The 12,249-nt window shown below is 47.4% G+C and carries 11 protein-coding genes; 8 read left to right on the forward strand and 3 right to left on the reverse strand.

Annotation, left to right across the window (positions count from 1 at the left end):
* The first annotated feature begins 143 nt into the window (after positions 1 to 143).
* Together HQ865_RS22985 and HQ865_RS22990 are read left to right on the forward strand one after the other, a co-directional pair.
* Positions 144 to 1,892, forward strand: a complete 1,749-nt coding sequence (locus tag HQ865_RS22985) for a M14 family zinc carboxypeptidase (protein WP_173417152.1) — start codon at positions 144 to 146, stop codon at positions 1,890 to 1,892.
* Positions 1,893 to 2,510, forward strand: coding sequence for a rhomboid family intramembrane serine protease (locus HQ865_RS22990; protein WP_173417153.1), 618 nt, complete (start codon positions 1,893 to 1,895; stop codon positions 2,508 to 2,510).
* A gap of 56 nt (positions 2,511 to 2,566) precedes the next feature.
* Here HQ865_RS22990 and cysS read toward each other — a convergent pair whose 3' ends face one another.
* The 3 genes from cysS to HQ865_RS23005 all read right to left on the reverse strand — a co-directional run bounded on the left by cysS (position 2,567) and on the right by HQ865_RS23005 (position 4,731).
* Entirely contained in the window at positions 2,567 to 4,027 is a 1,461-nt protein-coding gene (gene cysS / locus HQ865_RS22995; RefSeq protein ID WP_173417154.1) for a cysteine--tRNA ligase, read from the reverse strand.
* Positions 4,028 to 4,165: 138 nt separating this feature from the next.
* The gene (locus tag HQ865_RS23000; protein WP_173417155.1) at positions 4,166 to 4,504 is read right to left on the reverse strand and encodes a DUF5615 family PIN-like protein; all 339 of its coding nucleotides are present in this window, start codon (positions 4,502 to 4,504) and stop codon (positions 4,166 to 4,168) included.
* Positions 4,501 to 4,731, reverse strand: coding sequence for a DUF433 domain-containing protein (locus HQ865_RS23005; RefSeq protein WP_202020421.1), 231 nt, complete (start codon positions 4,729 to 4,731; stop codon positions 4,501 to 4,503). The genes HQ865_RS23000 and HQ865_RS23005 overlap by 4 nt, the downstream gene beginning before the upstream one ends.
* A 173-nt stretch (positions 4,732 to 4,904) precedes the next feature.
* Here HQ865_RS23005 and HQ865_RS23010 point away from each other — a divergent pair, with 173 nt between their 5' ends.
* Genes HQ865_RS23010 through HQ865_RS23035 form a run of 6 tightly spaced genes read left to right on the forward strand, consistent with a single transcriptional unit; the run spans position 4,905 to position 12,249 of the window.
* Positions 4,905 to 5,372 carry a MarR family winged helix-turn-helix transcriptional regulator gene (locus tag HQ865_RS23010; protein WP_173417156.1) on the forward strand — a complete coding sequence of 156 codons (468 nt, stop codon included), beginning with the start codon at positions 4,905 to 4,907 and terminating at the stop codon, positions 5,370 to 5,372.
* A gap of 16 nt (positions 5,373 to 5,388) precedes the next feature.
* Positions 5,389 to 6,483 carry an efflux RND transporter periplasmic adaptor subunit gene (locus tag HQ865_RS23015; RefSeq protein ID WP_173417157.1) on the forward strand — a complete coding sequence of 365 codons (1,095 nt, stop codon included), beginning with the start codon at positions 5,389 to 5,391 and terminating at the stop codon, positions 6,481 to 6,483.
* A 5-nt stretch (positions 6,484 to 6,488) separates the two neighbouring features.
* Positions 6,489 to 9,629, forward strand: a complete 3,141-nt coding sequence (locus tag HQ865_RS23020; RefSeq protein ID WP_173417158.1) for an efflux RND transporter permease subunit — start codon at positions 6,489 to 6,491, stop codon at positions 9,627 to 9,629.
* Between the two features lie 5 nt (positions 9,630 to 9,634).
* On the forward strand, positions 9,635 to 10,954 hold the full coding sequence (locus HQ865_RS23025) for a TolC family protein (protein WP_173417159.1): 1,320 nt from the start codon (positions 9,635 to 9,637) through the stop codon (positions 10,952 to 10,954).
* 60 nt (positions 10,955 to 11,014) lie between these two features.
* Positions 11,015 to 11,395: a response regulator gene (locus HQ865_RS23030; protein WP_173417160.1), complete on the forward strand. Its 381-nt coding sequence runs from the start codon at positions 11,015 to 11,017 to the stop codon at positions 11,393 to 11,395.
* On the forward strand, positions 11,392 to 12,249 hold the full coding sequence (locus tag HQ865_RS23035) for an N-acetylglucosamine kinase (protein WP_173417161.1): 858 nt from the start codon (positions 11,392 to 11,394) through the stop codon (positions 12,247 to 12,249). The genes HQ865_RS23030 and HQ865_RS23035 overlap by 4 nt, the downstream gene beginning before the upstream one ends.

The raw sequence follows: 12,249 nt of genomic DNA on the forward strand, positions 1-12,249 counted from the left end.
GTATTTTCAGATTCCCGACAATATTGTTGCACAACCGACAAGACAAATGTGTGAATTAGGATATATATTTGATTGTGAGTTTGATGGATGGGGCACTATTTCGCATCTATAAAATCCCTTTACTACTTAACTGATCGACCAAAATGAAGAGAACTTTACTTATCGCATTGCTAAGTCTTGCTATTATTAGCGCCAAGGCCCAGCTAACACCTTTTGAAAAAAGCAAAGACAAAAACTACACGGCCACTTATAAAGAAGTGATCAGCTATTATCAGGGGCTGAGCAAGAAGTACCCGCAAATGAAGCTGATCAACTACGGAATGACCGATATCGGCAAGCCATTAACGCTGGTGGTATTATCCAAAAATAAAGTGTTCGATCCGGCACAGGTCAAAAAGCAAAACAAACGTGTGCTGCTCATCAATAACGGCATCCACCCCGGCGAACCCGAAGGTATTGATGCCAGCATGATGCTGATCCGCGACCTGCTGCAAAAAAATAAACTGCCAAATGATGTGGTGCTTTGCTTCATCGCCGTTTATAATATTGATGGTTGCCTTAACCGCGGCCTTTCACGTGTAAGCCAAAACGGCCCCGAAGCTTATGGCTTCCGCGGCAATTATCGCAATCTTGATTTGAACCGTGATTTTATTAAAGCCGACAGCCGTAACGCTTTGGCCTTTATGCAGATCCTGAACACCTGGAACCCCGAGATTTTTTTGGATAACCACACCAGCGATGGCGCCGACTACCAGTATGTGATGACGCTGATAGAAACCCAAAAGGATAAGCAAAACCCCATCCTGGCCGACTATACTACCAAAACGCTTTCGCCTGAACTGTACAAACGCATGAAACAAAGCGGTTTTGAGATGATCCCTTATGTAGAGGGCGGTCGCGGCGGCACGCCCGACTCGGGCATTGTATCTTACCTGGAAACACCACGTTATGCTACCGGTTATACCGCGCAGCATAATATCATCAGCTATATTACCGAAACCCACATGCTGAAGCCCTTTGATAAGCGCGTATACAGCACTTATGATTTTATGGTGCACCTGATCGATCTTGTACAACGCGATCACCAGTTGATCGGTAAACTAAAACACGATGCAGACGAGCAGGTGAAAAACCAAACCAGCTTCGCGATGAACTGGACACTGGATGCATCTAAGTACGACACCATCACCTTTAAAGGTTATGCCGCGCTGCGCAAACCCAGCGAGGTAAGCGGCATGAGCCGTTTATATTACGACCGCAGTAAGCCCTGGAGCCACCCGATAAAATATTTTAACACTTATAAGGTAACCCAAACGGTTGATAAGCCGCTGGCTTATGTGATCCCGCAGGCATGGGGAAAGATCATCGACCTGTATAAACTGAATAATGTAGTGATGCACCGCCTGGCGCACGACACCACTGTTGCCCTGCAGGTTTATTACCTGGGCGATTTCACCAACGGACAGCGCCCGTACGAAGGCCACTACCTGCACAGCAATGTAAAGTTAACCACAGTTGAACGCAAAATTAAATTTTACGAGGGCGACTATGTGGTATACACTAACCAGGCACTTAACCGTTATATTGTGGAAACGCTGGAGCCGCAGGGTGTCGATTCGTTCTTCGCGTGGAACTTCTTCGATTCGGTATTGGGGCAAAAGGAGGGGTACTCAGACTATGTATTTGAAGACACGGCCGCCGAGTATCTGAAAAAGAACCCCGAAGTGCGCAAGCAACTGGACGAAGAAAAAGCGAAGAACCCGCAACTGGCCGGCAGCGGCCGCGCGCAACTGAACTGGGTTTACCAAAACTCGCCTTATTACGAGAAAACCTATCAGCGCTACCCTGTAGGCCGTGTGCTTACCGATATAAAATTTGACTTTAAAAAATAAATGATAGAGATATTTTTAGCCGCTCCCGTAGCCTGGACCATTTTTGTAGTAACGATAGCCATCAGTTTGCTGGTGTTTTCGCAGGAGCAATTATATGGCCGGTTGATGCTGCACCCCTACAGTGTTTCCCGTGGGCGTATGCAGTATACCATTATCAGCAGCGGCTTTATTCATAAGGATTGGACGCACCTGATCTTTAATATGATGTCGTTCTATTTCTTTGCTATTCCATTAGAGCGATATTTTTTGGGGCACTGGCAATTTGGCTTAATTTACTTTGTTTGCCTGATCTTTAGCGATCTGCCAACTATTGTAAAACATCGCGATGATTATGGCTACCATAGCCTTGGCGCATCGGGGGCTATCAGCGGGGTGATATTTAGTTGCATATTGTTTGCGCCAACCGCCAGCATGTATCTTATGTTTTTGCCCATACCAATGCCGGCATGGCTGTTTGGTATATTATATCTTATTTACTGCTGGTACGCCTCTAAACAATCGCGCGATACCATTAATCACGATGCGCACTTCTTCGGGGCCATTTGCGGTATTATGGTTACCATTATTTTGAACCATCAAATTATCCCCCATTTTTTAAATCAACTGGGGCTGCATTGATAAGTACAAAAAACACTAAAACAAAAACGCCTGCTTCATAGCAGGCGTTTTTGTTTCTACATTTTATTCCAGGTGGTTCCGTCCTTGCTGTCTTTTAGCTGGAAGCCTATTTTTTGCAGGCCATCGCGTATCTTGTCTGATGTGGCGTAGTCGCTGTTCTTTTTGGCTTCGCCGCGCAGGTTGACGATCATGTCCATCACCTTCGGCAGGTCGTCGTTAGCGGCAACCTCGTTCTGCAGGCCTAAAACATCCACAATAAATACCTGCATCATATCTTTTAACTGTTGCAGGTTATCAGCATCTATCTTCAGTTTACCATCGTGCACCGAATTGATGATACGGGTGGCCTCAAATAGTTCGGCTATCAGCACGGGGCTGTTAAAATCATCATTCATGGCATCGTAGCAACGCTGCCTTAAAGGGGCTATTTCCACTTCGGTAGTGGCCGATGCTTTCAGGCCATCCAGCAGGCTAAAGGCGTTCATCAGGCGTTTAAAGCCTTTTTCCGATGCTTCCATGGCATCGTTACCAAAATCCAGCGTGCTACGGTAATGGGCCTGCAGCATAAAGAAGCGCACCGTCATGGGGCTGTAGCCCTTGCTTAATATCTTGTTATCGCCGCTAAACAACTCGTGCGGCAGGAAGCTGTTGCCTAATGATTTTGACATCTTCTGCCCGTTCACCGTCAGCATATTTGTATGGATCCAATAAGTGGCCGGGTTATGGCCGCAGCTGGCCACGTTTTGGGCGATCTCGTTGGTGTGGTGGGTAGGCACCAAATCGATACCACCGCCGTGGATATCAAATTGATGGCCCAGGTACTTATTACTCATGGCCGAGCACTCCAAATGCCAGCCCGGGAAACCCACGCCCCAGGGCGATGGCCATTTCATCAGGTGTTCGGGTTTGGCTTTTATCCACAGGGCAAAGTCAAGCTTGCCGCGTTTTTCGTCCTGTCCGCCCAGGTTGCGGGTATTGTTCAGCAGGTCTTCCAGGTTGCGGCCGTTCAGCACGCCGTAGTCCTGCGTGGCGTTATATTTCTCTACATCAAAATAAACCGAACCGTTTACCTCGTAGGCGTAACCGCGGTTTAGGATCTCTTTTACCAGTTCTATCTGTTCTATCACGTGGCCGGTAGCTGTTGGTTCGATGCTGGGTGGTAACGTATTCAGCAATTTCATTACATCATGGAAACCTACGGTGTAACGCTGTACGATCTCCATTGGCTCCAGCTTTTCCAGCTTGGCTTTTTTTGCAATTTTGTCGTCGCCCTCATCCGCATCGCCTTCCAGGTGGCCGGCATCGGTTATATTACGCACATAGCGCACCTTATAACCTACATGGTTAAGATAGCGGAATATCAGATCGAACGATATATAGGTACGGCAATTGCCCATGTGGGCATCGCTGTAAACGGTAGGGCCGCAAACATACATGCCTACGTGGGGCGGGTTTAGCGGTTTAAAAGCTTCTTTGGTACGGGTTAAAGTGTTGTAAACAAATATATTTTGTTCCATGGTGCAAACTTACAATTTTTATATATACCTGTAAGTTCAAATGAATGTAAAGTAATGAAGTGATGAATTAACCACGGAGGACACAGAGGGAGGAGCAAAGAGGGCACGGAGCTTTGCAATAGGGCAAATAAATATGAATTAAAAGTGTATCTCTAACAAACCTAATTCATCATTTTGCAAGAACGCGCCTATTGTGAAAAGTTCTTTCTTAAGGCAATTCGCAATTTCGGCAGTACTGCAATTCCCGGTGCGCAGCCATATGATCTTGGGCGGGAAAGAATAAAGATTTTGCAATTCGGAAAAATCCTCATCGAATGTAAGGATATGATATTGATTAGCTTTGGCAAATCGCCATATAAATATATCGGATACTCTGTTCTCAATATCAATCTCGTTCGCGGGCAAAATATCCCAATCGGGTAGAAGTTTTTTTAATCGCCAGGATATATTTTCATCCGAGATAAGGCGAACGCTCATGCTACTTTTATAATACGTTCTTTATTAGCCGCGTAAGCAAGGCATGCCAGCAATTGATCTTGAGTTAATTGCGGAAAATCGGAGAGTATCTCTTCCTGACTCATTCCGGAGGCTAGCCATTGCAAAACATCGTATACTGTAATACGGGTACCCTTAATAACAGGTTTACCAAACCTTACTTCCGGGTTCACTTCTATGTATAACTTATAATCGATGTGCTGTGACATATACAAAATTAATTAAATTTTCTCAAATTATATATCGCGATTACAGATGCGACCAATACCGCAGTTATACCCAAATCCCTACCTATAAGTCTGTATCTCGCACCATCCTGTAAAATGGTTGATACATACAACTATCTGCAAACCGTACTATTATATCTTCGTTGTTGAAAAACATGAACGAAGTAACAGAACCCGTTTCGCGTAAGCTGATACATCTGGCTAAAATATACCTGAATGTCCTGTCGGAAAGGCTGGGTCATTTGGATATTGACCGCTATTGGTACTTCCTTTCGGTGATACGCGCTAACGATGGCCAGCTTACCCAAAAAGCCCTGGGCGATAAGATGGGAAAGGATAAATCGGCTGTAGTAAATATCATTGATAATCTGGCCGAACGTGGGTATGTTTATAGGGAAATAAACCCGGCCGACAGGCGGCAGCACCTGCTGCGTGTAACCGAAAAAGCCAACCGGGAAGTACCCGAAATGCTGACCACTTTCGACGAACTTAACGCGCTGGTGGCAGGCGATATCCCGGCGCAGGAACTGGAAATATTCTTCAGGGTGTTGCTGCAAATGGAAGACAACCTGAAACCTTATGCCACGCAGGAAATGAACATAAAACTTAACCTTAACAAGTAATTCAATAAAACACAATATGAAGATCAGGTATATTGCATACATCATAATTGCCTTGATAATAGGCTATTTGGTTTACAGCAAGCTTTGGGGCGCAAAAGCCAAAGAGGCAGCGGCGGCAACAGGCGGCGCCGGCGGTAAAGGCGGCAAGGGCGGCAAAAAGAAGGGCGGCCCCATTCCCGTTAAAGTAATGATCGTTAAGGATACGACGGTGATCAACAACATCGACGTTACCGGTTCTATCGATGCCAACGAAAAGGTAAACCTGATCAGCCAAACGGCTGGCAATATCACCGGCATTTACTTTAAGGAGGGTAGCTATGTAAGCAAGGGCCAGCTGCTGGTAAAGGTTTACAACCAGGATCTGCAGGCATCGTACCAGCAGGTGCAATACCAGGTGGCCTTAGCCAAGCAAACCGAATACCGCAACAAGATATTGCTGGAAAAAGAAGCGATCAGTAAAGAGGAGTACGAAACATCGTTAACCAGCCTTAACTCGCTTAATGCCCAGGGCGATATGATAAAAGCCCAGATAGCCCGTACCGAGATCCGTGCGCCGTTTAGCGGTACTATTGGTTTGCGTAATGTTAGTCCGGGTGGCTACCTGTCGCCATCAACCTCTATCGCTACGCTGGTCAATATCGATCCGGCTAAGCTGACGTTCTCGGTACCGGAACGTTACCTGCCGTTGATACAGCCTGGGGCTAATATCAGCTTTACCGTAGCCAGCAGCAATAAAAAATACAATGCCAAGGTATATGCTATCGAGCCGGCTATCGATGCTACCTCGCGCACCATCACTATCCGCGCGCAGGCTGCTAACCCTAAAAACGAGTTAAAGGCAGGCGCTTTCGCTAAGATCAACCTAACGCTCGATCAGATCCCGAAAACCATTATGGTGCCTACCGAGGTAGTTATCCCCGATTTGAAAAGCAGCAAGGTATTCCTGGTTAAAAAAGGCGTAGCCACACCACAATTTGTAAAAACCGATCTGCGTACCGATACCAGGATCCAAATTACCGACGGCCTGAAGCCGGGAGATAGTTTGATCGTGTCGGGCATTATACAAATGCGCCCTAAAGTGGCCTTAAAAATTACTAAAGTTATTAAATAAGGGTTATGAGTTTATCCTCAGTAAGTATAAAAAGGCCGGTACTGGCAACCGTATTATCGGTTGTGATAGTGGTATTTGGGGTTATCGGCTATACCTTTTTGGGCGTGCGCGACTTCCCCTCGGTCGATCCGCCTATTATTTCTGTAAGTACCAGCTACTCGGGCGCTAACTCTGATGTTATCGAATCGCAGATCACCGAGCCACTGGAAAAAGCCATTAACGGTGTGCCGGGTATCCGTAATATCACGTCGAGCAGTTCGGTAGGTAGCAGTAACATTACTGTTGAGTTTACGCTTGACGCCGATTTGGAAACCGCCGCTAACGACGTGCGCGACAAGGTATCGCAGGCACAGCGCCAGCTGCCGCAGGATATCGACGCCCCGCCGGTAGTAACCAAGGCTGATGCCAGTGCCGACCAGATCATCACGCTTACCGTTAGCAGTAATACCCGTAACATTAACCAGGTAGATGATTATGCCGAGAACGTATTGCAGGAGGGCCTGCAAACCATCCCCGGTGTAAGCTCCATCAACATACAGGGCCAGCGCCAGTACGCCATGCGTTTATGGATAGACCCTAACAAGCTATCGGCACTTAAACTGGCCGCTACCGATATTAAGGATGCCCTGGCAAAAGAAAACGTGGAGTTGCCTGCCGGTAAAATTGAAGGTAACAATACCGAGCTGGCCGTTCGCGCCCTGGGTAAGCTGCATACCGTAAAAGATTTTAACGACCTCATCATCCGTGCCGACAGCAACCGGGTGATCCACTTTAGCGATGTTGGTTATGCCATATTAGGTTCTGCTAATGAGGAGTCATCGTTGAAAGAATCGGGCGTTCCCGAGGTGGGTTTGGCCATTGTGCCGCAGCCAGGTGCCAACTATGTGCAGATAGCCAAGGACTTTTACAAGCGCCTGGAGCAGATAAAAAAAGACCTTCCACCCGATATTAAAGTAGTAGTAGCGCTGGATAATACCCGCTTCATTAACCAATCTATCACCGAGGTGAAGGAAACGCTGCTGGTATCGTTCATCCTGGTGGTAATTATTATCTACCTGTTCTTCCGCGACTGGCTGATCGCTTTCCGCCCGTTGATAGATATCCCGGTATCGCTTATCGGTGCATTCTTTATCATGTACGTATTCGGCTTCTCTATCAATATCCTTACCCTGCTGGGCATTGTATTGGCGACGGGGCTTGTGGTGGATGACGGTATCGTAGTAACGGAGAACATTTATAAAAAGGTAGAATCGGGCATGGATGTCCGCAAGGCGGCGTTCGAGGGTTCGGCCGAGATCTTCTTTGCCGTAGTATCTACTTCGGTAACGCTGGCGGCGGTGTTCTTGCCTATCGTGTTCTTAGAGGGCTTTACCGGGCGCTTGTTCCGCGAGTTCGCGGTGGTGGTAGCGGGGGCGGTGTTGATATCGGCCTTTGTGTCGTTGTCGCTTACGCCAATGCTGAACGTAAAGCTGATTCGCAAGAACCAGAAGAAATCGAAGTTTTACGAAAAGACAGAGCCTTTTTTCGAGCGTATGACCAATGCCTATACCGAAACGCTGACCAATGCCATGAAATGGCGCTGGACATCGTGGCCTATACTGGCGGTGTGTTTAATTGGTGTATACATTTTTGTAAAGGTGATCCCATCAGAGTTGGCACCGCTTGATGACCGCAGCCTGCTGCGTTATTCGGTAACTGCGCCCGAAGGTTCATCGTACGAGTATACCAGCAATTACATGGATAAGGTATCGCAAATGATTGAGGATTCCATCCCCGAAAAAAATGTGAACATCTCTATCACAGCATTTGGTCGTGGTGGTGCAGGCTCGGTAAATACCGGTTTTGGCCGTATCGGTTTAGTTAAGCCCGATGAGCGTAAACGCACCCAGGCACAAATTGCCGATTACATGACCAAAAAACTGGCTAAGTTCCCGGATGCCCGCGCTATTGTGGTGCAGGAGCAAACCATATCTGGCGGCGGTAGCGGTGCCCGTACATCGTTGCCTATCCAGTTTGTATTGCAGAACCAGGACTTTGAGAAGATCCGAAAGGTATTACCGGGCTTTTTGGCCGAAGTGCAGAAAAGCACCTTACTGCAAACGGCCGACGTCGATTTGAAATTTACCAAACCCGAACTAACCGTAGTAACCGACCGCGACCGTGCCCGCGATTTGGGTGTGAGCGTAGCCGATATCGCGTCGACACTGCAATTATACTATAGCGCCGGCCGTGTAGATTACTTCCTGATAAATGGTAAACAGTACCAGGTAGTGGCACAGGTTGATCGCGCCAATCGCGACCAGCCGCTGGATCTGAAATCGGTATACGTACGTAGTTCAAACGGTAGCCTGGTGCAGCTGGATAACGTGGTAAAGGTATCCGAAGATGCCATTCCGCCATCTATCTATCACTTTAACCGTTTTAAATCGGCCACTATACAGGCTGGTTTAGCGCCAGGTGTGAGCATGAGCCAGGGCATTGCCGAAATGGAGCGCATCGCTAAAGAGCAACTGGACCAAACATTCAGTACCGCCCTTAGCGGCCCATCGCGCGATTATTCGGAATCATCGTCAAACATCATGTTCGCGTTCCTGTTCGCGCTGTTGTTGATCTACCTGGTACTGGCCGCGCAGTTTGAAAGCTTCATCGACCCATTCATTGTAATGATGACCGTGCCGCTGGCTATTGCGGGGGCGTTCCTGTCGCTATGGCTGTTCAACCAAACGCTCAATATCTTTAGCGAGATCGGTATGATCACGCTTGTGGGCCTGGTAACCAAAAACGGTATCTTAATTGTGGAGTTCGCCAACCAGCGCATGGAACACGGACTGAGCAAATATGAGGCCGTGATTGAATCGGCTACGGCACGTTTGCGCCCCATCCTGATGACCAGTTTGGCCGTGGTGCTGGGTTCGGTGCCAATTGCCCTTGCTTTGGGTGCAGGCGCTAAAAGCCGTGTATCGCTGGGTATCGTGATCATCGGCGGTATGCTGTTCTCGCTGATGCTGACACTGTATGTGATCCCGATGATCTATATGATGATTGCCGCCAAGGTGCGTAAAGACCCTGACGCGGAAGACGAAGAAGTAAGCGAGCCAAAAAAGCGGCTGAACCCTAAACAACCAAAATTGATAGAAAAGCTGTAAGCGATATGAAATTTAGTAAAATAGTTTGCCTGCTGTTTTTATGCACCGCTACGGCGCCTGGCACCCGTGCGCAAAACGCGCCTATGCTAACGCTTAAGGAAGCGGTGGAGATAGCATTAAAAAACAACTACAATATTAAGCTGGCCCAAAACAACAACAGCATTGCCAAAAACAATGTTACACCGGGCGCGGCCGGCATGCTGCCAAAGGTAAGCGCCGATCTGACCACTAATAACAGTAAGCAAACCATCAAGCAAACCCGCAGCGATGGTACCGTAAATAACCTTAACGGCATCAGCAATAGCAATATTAGTTACGGCCCCAGCCTTAACTGGACCCTCTTTGATGGCTTTGCCATGTTTGCCAACTACGATCAGTTGAAGCAACTGAACCAGCTAAGCGATGTGCGCCTGCGCGATACCATACAAAGCACCATGGCCAACGTAATTGCCACCTATTACGATCTGATCAACCAAAACGAACAGATCAAGGCGCAAAAGGGGGCCATCGCCATATCGCGCACACAATTGCGCATCGCTAACGATAAGCTTTCGGTAGGCCGGGCCTCAGGTCTTGACGCGTTGAACGCCCAGGTGAACCTGAATACCGATACCGCTACCCTGCTTAGCCTGGTGCAACAGTTTAAAGCTAATAAGATCAAGCTTAATCAACTACTTGTAAGGGACCTGCAAACCGATTTTGCTGTAGCAGATACCATTGTGGTCGATCAGCACCTTTCATTGGGGAATATCCTAAGCAGCGCGCAAACGCAAAACCCGGCTATCCTGTCGTCCGAGATTAGTAAGCGTTTGGCCGATATTAACCTGCGTCAGGTAAAGGCTACCCGTTTGCCAACCTTAAGTGTGGGCAGCGGCTACACCTGGACCAACAGCAAAACTCCCGCGGGCTTTACCCGCACGCAGGATGCGCATGGCTTTAACTATGGGCTGACGGCCTCCATCAACATCTTTGATGGTTTTAACCAAACCCGTAAGGAACGCAACGCCAAAATACAAATTGATAACGCGGTGATAGATGCCAAACAAGTACGCCTGAATGTGGAGGCACAAATTAATAACCTTTTTGTTAGCTACCTTTCGGGCTTAGACCTGGTGAAGCTGGGGCAGGCTAATGTGGCCATCGCCAAAAAGAATTTAGATATATCGCTGGAAAAATATAAACTGGGTAACATCACCCCGCTGGAGATCAGGGAGGCACAAAGGAACTATCTGGACGCGCAATCGAAGTTTTTTGATGCCCAATACCAGGCCAAACAAGCAGAAATTACCTTAAAGCAGATAACCGGCAGCATAAATATTGAATAAAAAGAATAACATTTATTGAATATTTGCGTAAAACATTATTTTTGAGGATCATAAATGATTATGCCCGCCACTTATAAAATATGCTTGCTGATTGATGACAATTACATTGATAATTTTGTCACCCGCAGGATATTGGAAAGCGGGCATTTTGCCGATGAAGTTATTGTGCGGCAATCGCCTGCCGATGCTATCGATTCGTTAAGAGATGGCAGCGTTAAACCCGATGTGATATTTTTGGATATCCGGATGCCGATGATGAGCGGGTTTGAATTTTTGCAGGAATACGATAAGCTGAATGATGAGGTGAAGAAAGCCAAAATATTTATGCTTTCGTCGTCGCTTGATCCTACCGATCTTAAAAAATCAATCGAGAACAAATACATCACCCAGTTCATCCACAAGCCGCTTACCCACAAAATACTGGAAGAGCTGAGTGCATGATCGTAGTTGCTGATAGTGGTTCGTCAAAAACCGACTGGCTGCTGGACAAACCCGGCACCGACCCTGTTGAATATCGTACAGACGGACTAAACCCTTACTTTTTAACCGAAAAAGAGATCGCCAAAAAGGTGCACGATCAGTTGCCCGGGTTGGTAGCTATAGCCAATCAGGTTACGGAGATCTATTTTTTCGGCGCAGGCTGTTCCAGCCCCGACCGGCACGAGATGGTATCAAACGCCCTGAGCCAGGTTTTCCCAAAAGCCTTTATCAGTGTTGATAGCGATCTGTTGGGTTCGGCGTACGCCACCTGCGGGCGCGAGAAAGGGTTGTGCTGTGTGCTGGGTACTGGTTCAAACATCTCATTTTTTGATGGTGAAGACGTGGCCGAAGGCAAGCATGGCCTGGGTTATGTTTTGGGCGACGAGGGTTCGGGATCGTGGTTGGGCAAAGCCCTGGTAACCGATTACATGTACAACAAGATGCCGGCAGCTATTCACGATATGTTTCGCGATGATTATCATTTGGATAAGGCCACCATCATCCGCAATGTCTACCAGCAGCCTCGTGCCAATTCCTACCTGGCATCATTTGCCAAATTTCTGAACAAGATACAACATACCGAATACGGTCAGCATGTACTAAACTCGGCTTTTTTAGAGTTCATCGAGACCAACATTAAGAGCTATCCCCAATATCACCAGTATAAATGCCACTTTGTTGGCTCCATTGCCTGGCATTTTAGCGATGAACTGAAACGCCAGTGCAGCCGCCACCATATCCATGTAGGCAAGATTATCCAAAAACCGATAGATGAGTTGCTGCCGTTTATCCGTAAGCGTAATGGGGTGATGTGA

The organism is Mucilaginibacter mali (assembly GCF_013283875.1).
Lineage (GTDB): Bacteria > Bacteroidota > Bacteroidia > Sphingobacteriales > Sphingobacteriaceae > Mucilaginibacter > Mucilaginibacter mali.